Raw genomic sequence first — 16,103 nt, 5'->3', positions numbered from 1 at the left:
TTTTCTACCGCCGCGTTCGTGCAAAGTTGGAGATGCTGTCGCTCAGGCGATTGCGCCTTCAGCACAAGCAGACGCTTCAGCCCCGAGCCCTGACGTTGCGATCTTCACGCCTAACCACGGCGTGGTTGCTTCGTTTTCTCCGTCATCCCCCACCGCCTTCACGAGACACCATCATGGCCAACCTCCCTCCCCTTCCGCCCGCCGGCCGCGCCCCTCAGGGCGGCAAGAGCGCCCCTGGCGGTAAGGCTAATCCAAAGGACGCTCGTGCGGGTGGCAGCAGCGGCAAGGGCAACCAGGGCGGCGTAAGCAAGGCCACGCAGAGTGGCCGCAGCCAGGGCGACCGCTGAGCAATGCGGCGCCAGTGGTCTTCACATACACCGGTAGGGTTCTGACAGATGGTCAAGCGTCGCAAGCAGGAAGAGATTGCCGGGGTGCTCGAGTTCGCGGGGAGCTCCGCTGAGGACCCGACGTTCAAGCGCTGGGTGGCCGAGCACCGGGCCCAGAACGGCGGGAACCTCCGGATGAGCAAGGGCGCTACCGGCGTTCGGGTGATGTTCAGCAAGGAGGCGGATATGATCTTCTGGAAGGAACGCTCGGAGATGGAGGCGAAGGGCCGCAAGCCTCACGCCGCCTGAGCCTCGGGGCGGCTACTCGTGCGGTGTTAGCGGTGTGCGGTGCGGCGCAGACATGGGTAAGGATCGCACTCAGGCCCTTCCATCCAGGCGCTGGTGTACGAACCGAATGGCGGCACGCCTTCGGCCCGATGGTCAGACGAGCGCCAGATCTGCGATGTAGGGATTCAAGCTGTGAAAGGCTGTAGCTGCCCCCCGCAGCTCACGACTGGCATGCGCCCAGTATAGCACCATCACCGCGAAGCCGTCTGCACGAGCTGCGTCATCGTGTAGGCCCGTGGTCGCTGTCGCCGGCCACCAACGTGATCCGGTCCCGCCGCCACCGAGCGGAAACCCCAATGGACAGGGGTCCCGCAGGCGCCGCGACACTCAACTAGCAAGTGAGCCGCGTGATAGTGGCCTAGCGAGCGACTTCCTGATTACATAGTTAGCCATCTTCTGCCACGGATCCTCTGCGGGTTCGGAGCCGCATCGAGCAACCAGTCCAAGTGCAAAAACTCGGAGTCGCCCGGGCGATAGACCCAGTAGTCGTAGCTGTTCCCACCAGTGTGTAGCATGCGAAGAATTGCTGGGCGTGGAGGCCCAGCATCGCCAACCTCGACAGTCCAGTTGTGATCATGCAACACAACTTGCCTTTCCTCGGCAAGCCCACCATTCTTCTGGTCGCTCAAGACAAACGAAGGAAGATAATCACCGCCGGCGTCTAGATCGATTTCGAAATAATTTGCCCACACGTTCTTGGGTGGTTGTACCTGAGTGACTCTCCTACCGCCCTGCTCGAAGGTCAAATCCATAATAAGCGTTTTCATGTTCTGGCTCTCGTCACCGTATCTTTTCCGTCACCACCCCCGAGGGTAGGCGTAGCCCGATTCCCTTGGACGCCGCTTCTAGATGAATGACAAATTTTTCTGTGAGCAACAAGCGTGCTGGCAGCGGGCCGGACCTGGCGAGCTCGACCAACCTGAGGGTGGGATGCTCGAAGCAACTAGCTGTTTAGTTGCGAATCATCGTTGGGACTCGGTCTGCCTGGCCCCTGGCCATAGTAGACTGCGCCTACCAATTCCAGCGCCTGAAGAACGCTGTGTAGGGAGGAAGGTGAGCCAAGCTCCAGATCCATCCCGATGCCCCCCTGCCGTCCGGACCGAGACCGCTTCCCCCATCAAGGCTTTGGGTGTCCTGGCTCTCCACTTCGGGATAAGCAGCGAGACCAACCGCAAATGGCGCAAGCGAGGACAGTTGGACTGCCTCGACCACTCGGCCCGGCCTCACAAGCTGCCCTTGAAGGCCTCGGAAGAGGAGCGCGCCGTGGTGTGCGCCCTACGCCGGGTCACCAACTTTCCCCTCAATTACCTCATCTTCGTCGTCAATCACTTCTTGCCGCACCTGAACCGCGACAGCGTCTGGCGCATTCTCAGGATGGAGGACCTCAGCCGCGGGCGCCCTCCCACCTCTGACCGGTCCATCCGAAGTAAAGGCACCTTTTGGGGGAATACGACCTCGGCTTCGTCCACATCGACATCAAGCACGTTCATAAGCTGCAGAACGCTTATGGCGAGCGCCACAAATGCTACCTCTATGTCGCCATCGATCGCCGATCCCGCTCCGTTCACCTGGCCGTCAAGGACGATGATACAAAGCGCAGCGCCACTGCCTTCTTGCGCGAGGCCGCAGAAGCTTTCCCCTTCCGCCTCACTCATGTGCTGACCGATAACGGCAGCTGCCTCACCCTAACTTTCGCCGAGGTCTGCCCCAAACTTGGTGCCGAGTACCGCCACACAAGGCCCTACTCGCCCCAGACGAGCGGTATGGTGGAGAGGTTCAACGGCCGAGTGGGTAGTGAGGCCATCGGCATCACCATCTGGCCGCACGCCGAACTGGTAGTGTCTCAGTCTGAAAGTTGGATCAGTGCCGAGACGACGCGTTCTTGTGCATGAAATGTGTCGCCCTGGTACCTGTGCTCCCCGCCCTTCACGAAAGTCACTGACCAATAGTACGGGTCCAAAGAATTGACATGAACGCGTCCCGGCGCCTGGCGGGCAAGAGGAGCGTATCTTGCTGTCAGCTGTTCATGCCAGGACCAGACTTCCACCGACCATCCATGTTTGAGAGGCCGAGCAGCCTGCTCCGTAAAGCTAGTATTGTAATCCGACACTTTACCGTCGCCGCTGGCGATCACCAGTGTTTAGGGTGCGGGGTAGTCCAGGATGGTATTTGCGATCTTGAGGTGCAGCATCTCGTCAACACCCTGCTCGCCAAGCCTGCCGTTATCGCGTTCGACCTTGCGCAGTAAGTCGGTGTTATATCCGAGGTCGCGTGCAGTCTGCCACAGCAATTCATTCTCGGGTGGCACTGAACCACTAAGAACTCGCGTTTTGACATCACCCTGACCCTCAATAAGGCGAAACAAGTTACGGTAATAGATGCGGACTGCAATCCAAGGCGCATTGGGTTCTATGGTTTCGGCGGCTCGTCGCGATCCACCGTATATATTCGAATTATCAAAGAAAATATGCCTCAACGGACGCTCCTCTCTAGCTAAGCAGTCTTCTTTTTGTACGAGCCCCGCTTGGTCGGGGCCGCTTCTCTCGTCTGGAGGAGCGCCACCACGTCCTCCATGCTCCACAGCCGATCCGTAAGGCCGGCGGCCATGGCGGGCGTGCAGCGCAGCGTCTTGTGAATGCGCACGAAATTGTACCAGCAAGTGTAGAGCGCCACCATGTGAGCGTGGTTCAACGCCTTCTTGCTGAACCCGTTGGTCAGCCGCGTGAACCGGCGCATCTGCATGCGCATGGTGAGGTTCTGGCGCTCTACGTAGGACGTAGAGACGTGCTTGGCGTCAGGTCGGCCCTCAATCGTGAGCTTGCGGATGCCGGTGCACTCGGCCGGGCTGTAGCGGCCCTTGGCGCTCTCAGGCAGGTCGCCATAAAGCTTGATGAGCTGCGCGTAGTCCACGTCGCCGCCAAAGGCTGCCTCGGTCGCATCGAGGTAGGCGCGGAGCCCGTCGGTGGTGAGCTGCACGCGATCGGCGAGACGATCCGCCACGTCCTGCATGAAGACCTGCGCATAACCCGCATCACGTCCACCGATGAGGTAGGAGATGATGAGCTTGCTGTCGGCATCGAGGGCGGTCCACGTCCAAGTGTCGCCCGCCGCGTCCGGCGCAGCTTTGGCAGTGGGGACGTTCTTCGCCTTGGCATAGGTGAAGGACCAAATCTCGTCGCACTGGACGCGCTTAGCCTTCACGCCCCGCACCGCCTCGTCATGGTGCGCCGCGCATGCCTCTCCGGCGTCCACCAGCAGCTTCGCCACTGTGTTGATAGACAGGCCCACCACCCGCGACACCGAACGCATCGAGGAACCCTCGCAAAGCATCGAGAGAGCCTGGACGCGCTTGGCGAGGGGGAGCTTGTTCATGCCGGTCATGATGCTGCATCCTATGCTTGCCGGCAAGCATAAATGTTCACTCTACGAGACGCAGCGTTGGCCGTTGAGGTGCAGCGGCCTCCGACGCCCCAAGCATCTCCGGCCCGTACATCCGGTCAAACTCAGGTAGATTGATAAATAAGGCAGATGCCAATTCCTCTCGCGAATATTTCAGCACACTGAGATGGTGATCGATCAACCGGCTGATTTTCCGCGGCAGCTCCTTTTTCGGCTCATACGGTTCCGCTTTTCTGTATCCAAGTTTGCTCATTTCCATAAAGAATGACTTCTTCTGATGAGGAGAAATCATACCAAGGCGGTCGGCTCTCATCGCAATGGACGACATGGATACTTTCCAGTGTTTCTTGAGAAGCGCAATCTGCCTCAGGTCAAATCTGGTCAATTGAGCGCGCATGCTTTTTGCTGGAACGAGAAAAGACCCCGCAAAGATGTCAGCCTCTTCCTCCATCATCTCGTCATCGAGCAAGGTCGTTGTGTGCAAAACCATATGAGCCAGCTCATGACAAAGAGTGTGGCGTATACGGTCAGCGGGCGCATTCATGTTCACGAAAAACAACACCGGAAACCCGTCGATTCTTTGGCTGACGGCATCTATCAAGTCACTGTCGAAGTTGCACGGCACAACAATGCCGCCATGTTCCTCAAGCAGGTCTGTCACGTTATCAATTGGTCCGTCCGGCAGCATCCATAGCTCCCGAAGGTGCCGGGCCGCATCCTCAACGTTGAACGCGCGCGCCGTGGAACCTTGGTATTCATCTCGGTCGATTTCCGGGATGAAGCCGTTTGTCCTACCGTCATAGGATCGCAACAGGATGCGCAGCTGAATTCGCCGAATGTTCATTTCGGCGATCATCCTATCTAGAGGCTTTTGACCAAGCTTCTTCCGCCGCCGATAGTGGAACGGAGGCATTCCATACGGCCGGCCCGTCTCATAGAAAAACTCGGGCCGGTATTTCAGCACACCCGCCAGATCTTCGATGAACTCTCGCGGCGGATCATTCACGCCCGCTTCAAATTTGGAAATGGTGCCTTGTGCCACATTCATACTATGCGCAAGCGCGGACTGAGTTAGTCCGCGCGAATCCCGCGCAAGGGCCATCATGTGGCGGTTAAACTGCTCTACCGCTTTCATCTTCTACAACATTCGACTTTGCCGGGTGACCTCGTACCAAGCCGCCTCGTCAGCTTCGCGGGTCGCAACCGGTATGATGGCAGCGCACCACATGGCGCCGCGGTTTGTGGGAAGCGATATCTGCGAACGCATATAACCCAAACCGGTCGCGTCAAGCAAATACCCGGCAGTGACACGAGTTGGCTGCTGCGGCAGGCCGGGAATTTCGTCGCCCAAATCGAATGCCTGCGCTTGCGACGTTGGGTAGTTTGACGAAACGCCGTCCTCATCCGTTTTCTTGAAGCGCAAAACGGTGTTGGCTGTTTCGATCAGCCAGAGATTTTGACCCCTTAGCTCGATGTGCCGAATGTTCGGAAGGCCGTCCAGGACCCGATGCGCTTCAGCGAGCGCATGCCGGTTGGTGCAATGCGCCTGCGTACTAGCGTCGTGGTCGAGGGTAATTTCTGGCGAGTAGGTTTCGTATACGGAGTGACCATGCCGAAGGATCGCGTCCAGCCGATCCAGATAGGGAGACAGCGTTCCCATGACGACATCGATATCAGTTTCCACGGCGAGCCTCCAAGAGCCTGTCTGCTCCCGCTGAGGATACGCCGACGAACGACCAAAAAGAAGAAAATTATTCCGAAAATTATTCCTGGGGCGCCGCCCACCGCTTCGCCGCCGCCTTCCTGGCGATCTCCGCTCGTCGCTCCGGCGTCATGGCCTTGGCCCGCGCCTCGCCGCCCTTCCGCCCCAGCTCGGCGGCGGGGCTGAGCGGGGGCGGGTTTTCCTCAACCTCGCCGGTGGCGATCCGCATGACCGCCACGGCGTTGCCGATCAGGTCGGCGGGACGCTTCTCTCCTCGGGGACCTTTGGGCATGGCTACTTCCCCATCTTGCCGATAAGCCGCTCCAGAGCCCGAACGTCGTAGATCTCGCCACTTCCTACCTCTTGCGCCTTAACGTCGAGCACCCCTCCAGAGGAACGACGAAGCTCATCCAGCGCCTCGGACGCAGTAAACGTGCTCCCGCCGGCAACGACCCCAACTGAAGACGCTCGAACAATTCGGAAAAGCATGTGCGTGCCTCGTTGCTTGCCGCCAAGCATATAGAACGTGCAGGCGGCATGACGAGGCCGATGAGGGGAGCGGCCTGTCAGGGGCCAATTTTAAACTGAGACACTACCGCCGAACTTGAGCAGTTGCTTCGCGGCGTCAACGCCACCTACAACGCTCGCCGTCAGCGCGGGCTCGACGGCAAGACACCCGACCAAGTCGTTAAGGAGCGCCTCGGAGCACGACGAAAGCTCGCCCGTGCCAAGTCCGACCAGCCCGAGGTACGCGCCGGACCCGACGATGTCGCCCCCGCACGCCTCATCGCTGAAGCTGCCAAGGATGTCTCACCACCAGACACACGACACTATCCGATGTCTTGCCGAACAAGAGCGGTCCAGCCTTCTCCCAAACCGCATCGCGCACCCCAGACCGGTCCTGATCCATCCTGCCGCCACCTCCCAAAGGCAAGGTTGAAGCACAGCTTGGCGGCGACAGGAATCCTGGATGTCAACGGACCCTAGGATCTAGCTGGTGGACGGCGCATGCCGCGGAGCTTACGCGATGCCCGAAGAGCACCACTCCCGAGATGAGAGAAAATGCGGTACCGTCTCGCCCTGCGCAGAGATGCATCAGAGGCAGTACGCGAATGGCAGCACCGAAGAGACGCAGCTCAGTGACTCGGCACGACCAGTTTCCGATCGATGACTACCGCCATCCGACTGCCAAGCGTTCTAACAACCCGCCGGCCGCCCTTGCCGCGGAGGGACGCAGTCCAGCTTCACCACGCATTTCTTACGACTACTCTCCCCGCCTCGATCCAACATTGCGGTTCGATGCCAGCGGTCAAGCGGACGCCCTACAAGATCTCCTGGAAAAGGCGACGCGGGAAACGCTGACCAGGGACGAGGTAGCCGCTCTTGCTGAAGCTTTGCGACGGCATGAACCCTGGTTGGAATGGGCGGGCAAGCGAGAGAAGCTGGGCTTTGCCGTAGATCCGGTCGCGCTACATATTCATGAGCGTGTCAGCACCCAGGCAATCCTGCGCGCCGCTGCTCGCCAGGACGTGACGCGAGATCTTTTCGCTGACCCTGCGCTTTCGTACGCAAAGGCAGTGAAGTTCTACCAGCACGATGTAGACTGGTCGAACCGGTTAATCCTGGGCGACAGCCTACAGGTGATGGCGAGCTTAACACATCGCGAGAATCTCGCCGGCAAGGTCCAGATGATTTATCTGGACCCACCTTATGGCATCCGGTTCGGTTCGAACTGGCAGCCGACCACGAAGCGCGAGCAAGTTAACGACAACGCTGCCCACCTTTCACGCGAACCTGAAATGATTCGGGCCTATCGCGACACATGGCAACTTGGCGTTCACTCCTATCTCGAATACTTACGGCAGCGCCTTGTCGCTGCGCGAGCGCTCCTCACGCCCACCGGAAGTCTTTTTCTGCAGATCGGCGACGACAACGCCCACCTAATTCGCTCAATGCTCGACGAAGTATTTGGCAGTCGGAACCATATCGCTTCGATCGTCGTGCAAAAAAAGGGTAGCCAGAAGGGTGACTTCCTCCCGCCCATCAATGATCATCTTTTCTGGTATGCGCGCGATCGCGATCGCGCAGCTTATTACCCCGTGCTCGAACCGAAGGCCGAGGATGGCGAAGAGTACGATTGGATTGAACTTCCGAGCGGCGCGGAGCAGCCGCGACCAGAAGAGCTGCCAGTCGACGCCCGCGAATTCGTCCCGAACCCGCTTACTAGCGGAGGCGACCGCGCCAACCAGTCGCTTCCATTTGAGTTTAACGGCCGCACGTTCAATCCTGGCGAAGGTAACTGCTGGAAAACGACTGCACGTCCGGTCGGAGAGTCCCAGCTCTCGGGTATGGATCGCCTCGCCGGCGCAAATCGACTTTGGATCGGCAAAAACCAACTCCGGATAAAGTCATATCGTTCCGATCTTGGCGCGAGAAAGCTCACCAATCTGTGGACAGGTCTGGGTGGGCCCAAGGACCCCGTCTATGTCGTACAGACGAATCATGTCGTCATTGAACGCTGCCTGCTGATGACGACGAAAGCGGGCGACTTGGTGCTCGACCCGACATGTGGCTCTGGCACAACCGCGTTTGTTGCAGAAGAATGGGGGCGCCGTTGGATCACAATTGATACATCGCGGGTTGCCATCGCCATCACCCGACAGCGTTTGATGACGAAATGCGATTATCCCTACTATCGATTGAAGGACGACGCGAAGGGCGTTGCGGGGGGATTTGTCTGCAAAACCGTCCGGCACGTTACGTTGGAATCAATTGCTCAAAACGCGGCGCTCGATCCGATCTTCACGAAGCACGATCCAGTCCTGGACGATCTCCTCCTCTCCTTAGACGATGCGGCGCGCGCGGTTACTGATACGCTGCGCATAGCATTACTGGGTAAGCTCGCGGCAAAACAGAAAACCTCTGGCAAGCGGTCAGTCACCGAAGCGGATCGGCGCCGCTGGAATTTACCGAAGGCATCCGAGCGGTTCCGCCACTGGACGGTACCATTCGACTCTGACTCCGACTATCCTACCCCAATGGTCGCAGCCATCGCCGCGTACCGCGCCGCTTGGCGTGCCAAACAGGACGATGTCGACCGCGCGGTTGCTGCCGCGGCAAAGCCGGTCGATTTGCTTACGGAACCCGAAGCGATCCGAGGCATCACGCGGGTCTCCGGCCCATTCACGGTGGAAGCCGTGCAGCCCGCCGAAACTAGCCTCGACGAGGCCGCGCACGAAAGCCCGATCGACGGCGCGCCGGAAACCCTTGATGAAACGTTCGCCGGCGATGCCGCAGAGCGTGCAGCGGCGGAGCCCCAGAACGCGGAAGCTTATCTTGACCAGATGCTACGCCTACTGAAAATGGACGGAGTGCGCTTCCTCGACAACCGCGTGATGAAGTTCTCCCGCCTTGAACCGCTGGGCACCCGCTCGCAGGCCATTCACGCTGAAGGGCGGTGGGTACTGGAAGGCGACACGGACGCGGACCCCGAAGGGCGCGCCACGGTCGCCATCGCCTTCGGGCCTCAGTACGGGCCGGTCACTGCCAAGCAGGTTGAGCAACTGATTCGCGCCACGTCCCGCCGCGGCTATGACGAGTTGGTCATTGCCGGCTTCGCCTTCGACGGCGCTGCGCAGGCGGCGATTGAGGAAGCCGAGCACCCCGAGCTCCGCGTTCACATGGCGAACATCCGGCCTGACGTAAATCCGGGTATGGCTGGCCTGCTGAAGGATGCGCCAGCCGCGCAGCTCTTCACCGTCTTCGGCAAGCCGCGCTCGACGTTAGAGTCGGTCGGCAAGGACGAATGGCGCGTGGTGATGGAGGGTGTGGATATCTACGATCCCGTCTCCAACACAGTCACGCCAAGCCGCGCCGACAAGGTGGCTGCCTGGTTCGTGGACAGCGATTATGACGGCCGCAGCTTCTGCATCACCCAGGCCTTCTTTCCGGATAAGAATGCTTGGTCAAAGCTGAGCGCAGCGCTTAAGGGCATCGTGGATGAGGAAACCTTTGTCGCTCTCTCCGGCACAGTCAGCCTACCCTTTCCGAAAGGGGAGCATGCCTGCGTGGCGGTGAAGGTGATCGACCCGCGCGGCAATGAGGTGATGCGCCTACATCGGCTGGGGAGCTGAGGCGGTGGCGAAGGCTCCTCCACAGCAGCAGGATATCCCAATCCAGCCGGTCGAGCGGCCCATCCTCTGCTCGCCCTACAAGGAACCGAACCAGCACTGGAAGTACGATACCCTCACCGGTGTCGCGCGAAAGGAGCCAGGCCGCCGCCCCGCATCCTATTGGTACAAGACGGAGCGAACCGGCAGCGCGCAGATGTCGCTGCTGGCGCAGGAACAGCAGGACGACCTTCCTTTGCCCAACCTGCTACGTGATGATGTGCGCCGCTGGCGGGAGGCCGACTACCGCGGTGCCACGCTGGTGACGCGCGAATTGCTTCGCCATTGGGGGCGCGAGGATCGCGAGCGCCGCCTGTTCTTCGGCCAGCGCGAGGCAGTGGAAACGATCATCTACCTGGCGGAAATGCGCTTCACCGGCCGTACCAGCCGCCTGCGCTTCGCACCGAAGATGACAGAGGAGGATCTCGGTAGGCTGTTAACCGGCGTCAGACCCGGCCCAGCATTTCAGTTACCGCAAGGCGCGGATTTCTTCCCGACCCTGGTGGATAAGCCCGCCGACTTGTCACTGAGGCCACTACGGCGACTGGCCACTAAGCTCGCGACCGGAAGCGGCAAAACGCTGGTCGCAGCCATGATCATCACCTGGGCCTTCGTGAACCGCGGCATCAGCCCGGAGAGCCGAGAGTACCCGGACGTCGCGCTGCTCTGCGCGCCGAACCTGACAGTGAAGGAACGCCTCGGCGTGCTGCGGCCGGACGCGCCGGACAACTACTACGACGCCTTCGACCTTGTGCCAGCGAAGTGGCGGCTGCTGCTCCAGCGCGGCACCGTCATCGTCGAAAACTGGCATCGCTTTGCACCGGAAAGCCCGCACAAGGAGGGCGACAAGACCTATGCCGTCGTGGACAAGGGCGAGGAAACACCAGCGGATTTCCTGCATCGCATTCTGGGCAGTGTGTCGGACCGGCTGCCAATTTTGGTCATCAACGATGAGGGTCACCATTGCTGGCGGCCGGCGGCCGGTGCGGCGGTCGGCTCAGGTCTGACCGGCGACGACAGAGCGGCGTTCGAGGATCAAGCGCAGGAGGCGACCGTTTGGGTCGACGGGCTCGATCGGCTGAACGCGGCCGGTGGCGATGCGCCAGGCATTTCCATGGTGGTGGACCTCTCGGCCACGCCCTTCCGCATCAAAGGCAGTGGGTATCCCGAGGGCCAACCCTTCCCCTGGATTGTCTCCGACTTCGGACTCGTGGACGCGATCGAGAGCGGCATCACCAAGATCCCCCGCCTGCCGGTGCAGGACACGACGGGCCGGCCGGATCCGCGCTACTTCCGCCTCTGGGAAGCGATCCGTGACGGGCTACAGCCTGGCGAGAAGTTGCCCGGGCGCTCCGGTAAGCCAAAGCCGGCTGTGGTCTGGCGCGAAGCGCAGGGCGCTCTGGTGCAGATCATGGGCCAGTGGAAAGAGCGCTTCGAGCGCATCCGGGCAGCGCAGCCTGGCGTGGACCGGACGCCCCCCTGCATCATCATCGTCTGCGATAATACGGACATCGCCGAGGAGTTCTACCGTCGAATCAGCGGCGAGCAAGTGATCGAGACGGTCACAGAGGCCGAGGTGCAGGAAGTCCTCGAAGAGCACGACAGCGAAGAAGAGGCGCCTGCCAACAAGCGCGGGAAGAAGCTGAGGCCACGCATCGTCTATGGGCGGGGCGAAGTGTTCTCCGACATCTTCAGCAACACGGCAGAGCGGAAGGTCACCATCCGCATCGATAGCAAGCTGCTGGCGCAGGCCGAAGCTGGCGGCAGCGGGACAGGCAAGAAGAAGGCCGACACGGCAGAGGAGCTGCGCCGCGTCGTTGCCACAGTCGGCAAGGCTGGCGAGCCCGGCGAGCACGTTCGCTGCGTCGTTTCGGTGGCCATGCTGACCGAAGGTTGGGATGCCAACACAGTCACGCAGATCCTCGGGCTGCGTGCCTTCACGAGCCAGCTTCTGTGCGAACAGGTGGTGGGTCGTGGTCTGCGGCGGATGGACTACAGGCCTGACCCCGCTACCGGGCTACTGACTGAGGAATACTGCGACGTCTACGGCGTGCCTTTCTCCGTCATCCCGTTCCGCGGGAGGCCGGTGAACAAACCCGAGCCCGACGATACCCCGCTCAACTTAGTGAAGGCGCTGCCTGAAAGGGCTGCGATGGAGATTCGCTTCCCGGTCGTGGAGGGCTATGCCTTCGCGCTCCGCCGCAACCTGATCCGCTGTGATATCGGCGCGATGGAGCCGCTGCGCATTGAGCCGAACCGCGAGCCCACCGGCACCTTCGTGCGGCCACAGGTAGGCGTGCAGGTCGGTGGTAGCATGGCGGAGACACAGTCGCCCTTCGGCTTTCACCAGCAGGACCGGGAGGCCTACTACGCGTCGGTCCATCTCCAGACGATCCTGTTCCAGGCGGCGCAACGCATTGTCGAGGAGTTGACACAGGCGGGTACGGCCGGCGCGGAGGGACGCAAACAGCGCGTCTTCGCACTGCAATCACGCCACGCACTATTCCCGCAGGTGTTCCGCGTAGTCGAAGAATACGTGCGTCGGAAAGTGGACTTTAACGGCGCTCCGAAGCCTGAGCTTGGTCTCGAGAAGTATGCACGGCAGGTAGTAGAGCGGGTGCGCGACGCTATCCAGCCGGACGACTCATCGGGCGAGGCGCCGCTACTGCCCTTGTTAAACCGAACGCAGGAGATCGGCAGCACCATCGGAGTGGAATTCCGTACGAAGCGCCCGGTTTTCGCGACAATGGCGAGCCACATCGGGCATGTCGTCGCCGACACGGCAGCGTGGGAGCAAAGCGCGGCGTTTCGTCTGGAGCAGGCGGCGCAGCAGGGGCTGATCCGCTTCTATGCACGGAATGAGGGGATGGATCTCAGCATCCCCTATGAGTTCCTCGGGGTCGATCATGGCTACGAGCCCGACTTCATCGTGCGCATGGCGATGCCGGATAGCGAGATGGACCTGACGCTGGTGCTGGAGGTGAAGGGCTTTGAGGACAACCAGACAACTGCCAAGCACGAAGGCGCGCGACGCTGGGTCCGGGCAGTGAACAACTGGGGGAAGCTCGGGCGATGGGCATTTCATGTGTGCCGGAACCCGCAGGTATTGGAGAAGGAGCTGTCCTATCTCCTGGAGCAATCTCGAAAGGCAGCCTGAGACAGGTCGGACACGACAGAGAACTTCCGGGATCTCTATGTGCTTCTTGGGGTGCGATCCGAAGCGCTATTTGGCGAAGTAAAGGTGCGTTCCGCTGCATGTCGAAGCGTTACCAGCGTCACCTGAATCCGGCTGAGGCGGAAGGTTCGGCCGCGCGGTTCCGCCTTCCCACCGAGGCATTTGAGTTGCTCTCCGATCCCACTTGGCGCCGACACTATGACCAGGAACGGCAACGAGCCCGCGATTGCGAGAATTCACCTGAGCCAAGGGCTCAGCGGGGTAGAGATCAGGGAACTTCAACGGGCTGGCGCAGCTTCAATAGAAGCCACCCTGCAGCAGATAGATCGCCTCCTCCCGAGCCATGCTGGCTAGACCAGATGTCCGTCTGAGGCGGGGGGCCGCCAAGGTCGACACCCCGACCATTTAGGTCCCAAACCGAACGCCTGCCTTCTCCAGCCGCGTTAGGCAGTCAAGGGCGCGGGCCCGCTGCATGCCGTCGACGACCACACCGCTCCGTTGCCGCGCGTACTCGCATATCTGAAGGAAGAGCTTCAGAAGTGCGTCAAGCTGGACGGATTCGAGGAGCGTTCCCTTCCTCTCAAGGAGAGTGAAGACCATCTCGATCGTCAGGTACGGATGGTGACTGATTTCACGCTCCCCAAGCAAGCGGCGGACGACATCCAAGGCTTCCCTTGTATCCCTAAACACGTCCGATCCGGGCCGCTGTTCCTGTGTGGCCCGTTCGATTAGGAACTTGGATCTGCGGTCCTCCAACTGCTTCCGGTTGTATTTTTGTTCTGATCTCTGATCGAAATTGTCTGCCGCCGTGTGGCCCATCCTGAGGTAATCCTCGGCCTTGCTCCATCTCTTCTGTGCCGCCATCGCCATGTGCCATTGCAGCCAGAATAGCGGCATTCTTCGAAACTGATCGATCTTGGAGATGTGGTCGAAGAAGCGGTCGATCTCTTGCTCGTCGAACACCACGGTCTGAAGAATTGAGTAGCGCATCAACTGCCTGAAGATGTGCGACTGTAGGTCCGACCGGTTTGGCAAATCGGCGAGCTTTTCCAGAATCAGAACGGTCGCGTCGACAACGTGCCGCGGAGCTACGACGTGGCCCAGCAGATTGCGCGCACCGATGGACGGCACGGCCTGTACTAAGCCGCCATTCACCGTGACGAGTCTCAACGCGCCACTACGAGCGGAAATACGCTCCAGCGTCGCCGCGAAGTCCACCTCAAGAATGTCGCTCAAAAGGAATACGGGGACGCTGAGACCGATGTTCGCCAAGAGCAAGGAACCGAGGACCACGTTACGTTCATGGTCATCCTTGTAGACGACTTTGTTATATTCTTCCTTGTATCTAGCCTGAACATAGGAGGAGCGGAGGAGGTGAAGAAGAACGGACGGGATCAGCCCGTTGCATTGGGTCATGACAAAGTCGCGCCGTTGCATAGGCGAGAACGCGCGAAACTCACGCCATCCGGCAATCTGGTCGAGCAGAATGATCAGCGCGTCTACCTCCGATACCTGTAGCGCCCCCACCCGAACCTCGGAGAATGCTGGGATATCACGTAGCGCCTTGAGCTTGGTGGCATCTCCCTCCGCCGAGATGTTCCGCGCCGTCAGAATCAGCCCACCGCCACTCGCCGTCACCTGACGCGCCACACCCAGGAGTCGGTTCTCATGCAAGGCGAAGCAGTTCTCAGCGACAAAAACGGCATTGGGGTACACTGATAGGATCGCTGACGTCTCGTCGAGCAGATCCATGTAAGAGTTGTGGAGGCGAAAAATCGGCCTGCTCGCGAAGAGGCCATTGATGGCGTCCGTCACGACGAGTGTTTTACCATCGCAAATATCACCGTGCACTAGAACCACCGCGCCCGGCTTGGAAAGACGCTCAGTGACAACGGGGGTCTCACCCCGAAGCACGTGGTAGTCGGAGGTGGAAAGGCTTTGATCCCGCCTGAGATGGGCGTCCACTACGGTTCCCCAGATGAACAATTCCTCAATGTGCTGCGTGGACGGGATGGCAGTGCTGGGCAGGACGGCCTCATATCTCTGGAATGACATCAGCGCCAGCTCGGCGGAGGCACGATCTTCGGCGGCGCGGACTGCGCAGGCCGCAAACTCATCGCGACCGATGTAGAGCGGCTGGCCGAACTCCTCCTGTGTCGCGTGCTCGTCAACGTCCGGCGTAATCGTGGGGCGATTGATGAAGAACGCTTTAGAACGTAGCCCCGACGTATCGAAGAACACCCGACTAAGATGAAAGTCCGCAGCGCTGAAGCCCACGAAAACCACGACGCTGGCGCGCTCGATGTCGTAGCGGAGCTGCTCAAGCCAATTCTTCACGCCAGAAAGTCGGTGATACGATCTCGAATCAAGCACGCAGCTGTCTTCGAACGTCGCACCGGTCCATTTCTCGGCGTGGCCGTGCAGATGGATCACCGGCGTCCCGGTGACATCCGCATTGGGCGCGTCGAGATTGTTGAGCGGAGTGTATCTGCGCCCTGCAGTGCGCAGAGCGATCTCGATACCGCTGTCGTAGTTGGTCGTGTAGATCCTGCTCCAGGGGTAGCGCATGATGTCGACAATGGACGCTGAGACGTTTTTGAGGTGAAACCGCTCCTTGAGGAGGTTCATTAGCCGATGGGCGCCGAAATCGCTCCGGAACCGCTGTGCCGCGTTCTTGATCTCCCTGTAACCACTCGCCCTTCCTTGCACGTGGAGCTCCTCATTCAAGAGCTTCAGCAAATGCGCCGTGACGCCAATGGTCGCGTCGTCCTCGAAGCTGAGGCAATCCGCCGTCAAACCAGCGCCGCAGAAGAGAATGGGATGGCCCTTCCGGCCACGGCTCAGGGACGACACCAGCATGTCCATCGACGCGTATCCGTTTTTCGGCTCTGTTGATGCTACTGGCCTGGCATAAAAAACTGAAGCCGTCCTCCGAACAAAGCCAGTTGCGGCAGTTCTACGCCAGCTCTCAACCCCTCCGCCCC

10 protein-coding genes are annotated in these 16,103 nt (G+C 60.2%); 4 read left to right on the top strand and 6 right to left on the bottom strand.

The features are described 5' to 3' along the window. Positions 1–395: 395 nt before the first annotated feature. Together BO39_RS18675 and BO39_RS31230 are read left to right on the top strand one after the other, a co-directional pair. Positions 396–635, top strand: a complete 240-nt coding sequence (locus BO39_RS18675; protein ID WP_156963753.1) for a hypothetical protein — start codon at positions 396–398, stop codon at positions 633–635. Between the two features lie 1,478 nt (positions 636–2,113). Further along, positions 2,114–2,566: a DDE-type integrase/transposase/recombinase gene (locus BO39_RS31230; RefSeq protein WP_084698246.1), complete on the top strand. Its 453-nt coding sequence runs from the start codon at positions 2,114–2,116 to the stop codon at positions 2,564–2,566. Positions 2,567–2,814: 248 nt separating this feature from the next. Here the strand turns inward: BO39_RS31230 and BO39_RS32710 are convergent, their stop codons facing one another. The 5 genes from BO39_RS32710 to BO39_RS18655 form a co-directional block, all read right to left on the bottom strand. Continuing rightward, the gene (locus BO39_RS32710) at positions 2,815–3,150 is read right to left on the bottom strand and encodes an NYN domain-containing protein (protein ID WP_156963752.1); all 336 of its coding nucleotides are present in this window, start codon (positions 3,148–3,150) and stop codon (positions 2,815–2,817) included. Positions 3,151–3,167: 17 nt separating this feature from the next. Beyond that, positions 3,168–4,046, bottom strand: a complete 879-nt coding sequence (locus BO39_RS18665; protein ID WP_043836364.1) for a DDE-type integrase/transposase/recombinase — start codon at positions 4,044–4,046, stop codon at positions 3,168–3,170. Positions 4,047–4,092: 46 nt separating this feature from the next. Further along, positions 4,093–5,208, bottom strand: coding sequence for an XRE family transcriptional regulator (locus BO39_RS18660; RefSeq protein ID WP_084698244.1), 1,116 nt, complete (start codon positions 5,206–5,208; stop codon positions 4,093–4,095). A gap of 3 nt (positions 5,209–5,211) precedes the next feature. Continuing rightward, a complete protein-coding gene (locus BO39_RS32705; protein ID WP_156963751.1) occupies positions 5,212–5,757 on the bottom strand; it encodes a hypothetical protein in 546 nt (181 codons plus the stop codon). A 79-nt stretch (positions 5,758–5,836) separates the two neighbouring features. After that, the gene (locus BO39_RS18655) at positions 5,837–6,067 is read right to left on the bottom strand and encodes a hypothetical protein (RefSeq protein ID WP_043836228.1); all 231 of its coding nucleotides are present in this window, start codon (positions 6,065–6,067) and stop codon (positions 5,837–5,839) included. Between the two features lie 820 nt (positions 6,068–6,887). On the opposite strand from BO39_RS18655, the gene BO39_RS31225 reads away from it, so the two are divergent. Together BO39_RS31225 and BO39_RS18645 are read left to right on the top strand one after the other, a co-directional pair. Then, on the top strand, positions 6,888–9,908 hold the full coding sequence (locus BO39_RS31225) for a site-specific DNA-methyltransferase (protein ID WP_169742786.1): 3,021 nt from the start codon (positions 6,888–6,890) through the stop codon (positions 9,906–9,908). Between the two features lie 4 nt (positions 9,909–9,912). Then, positions 9,913–13,101 carry a DEAD/DEAH box helicase gene (locus tag BO39_RS18645; RefSeq protein ID WP_052402298.1) on the top strand — a complete coding sequence of 1,063 codons (3,189 nt, stop codon included), beginning with the start codon at positions 9,913–9,915 and terminating at the stop codon, positions 13,099–13,101. A gap of 423 nt (positions 13,102–13,524) precedes the next feature. Here BO39_RS18645 and BO39_RS18640 read toward each other — a convergent pair whose 3' ends face one another. After that, positions 13,525–15,984: an SIR2 family protein gene (locus tag BO39_RS18640; protein ID WP_052402297.1), complete on the bottom strand. Its 2,460-nt coding sequence runs from the start codon at positions 15,982–15,984 to the stop codon at positions 13,525–13,527. Between the last annotated feature and the right edge of the window lie 119 nt (positions 15,985–16,103).

It is taken from the genome of Roseomonas aerilata DSM 19363, from assembly GCF_000711725.1.
Lineage (GTDB): Bacteria > Pseudomonadota > Alphaproteobacteria > Acetobacterales > Acetobacteraceae > Roseomonas > Roseomonas aerilata.
Note: the sequence above shows the minus strand (reverse complement) of the source record. Positions and strands in the feature narration are given on the sequence as shown.

Excerpts from the sequence above, each read along its gene's own strand:
- BO39_RS18675 (WP_156963753.1), top strand. The coding sequence starts at position 396 with ATGGTCAAGCGTCGCAAGCAGGAAGAGATTGCCGGGGTGCTCGAGTTC.
- BO39_RS18665 (WP_043836364.1), bottom strand. The coding sequence starts at position 4,046 with ATGAACAAGCTCCCCCTCGCCAAGCGCGTCCAGGCTCTCTCGATGCTT.
- BO39_RS18660 (WP_084698244.1), bottom strand. The coding sequence starts at position 5,208 with ATGAAAGCGGTAGAGCAGTTTAACCGCCACATGATGGCCCTTGCGCGG.
- BO39_RS18655 (WP_043836228.1), bottom strand. The coding sequence starts at position 6,067 with ATGCCCAAAGGTCCCCGAGGAGAGAAGCGTCCCGCCGACCTGATCGGC.
- BO39_RS31225 (WP_169742786.1), top strand. The coding sequence starts at position 6,888 with ATGGCAGCACCGAAGAGACGCAGCTCAGTGACTCGGCACGACCAGTTT.
- BO39_RS18640 (WP_052402297.1), bottom strand. The coding sequence starts at position 15,984 with ATGGACATGCTGGTGTCGTCCCTGAGCCGTGGCCGGAAGGGCCATCCC.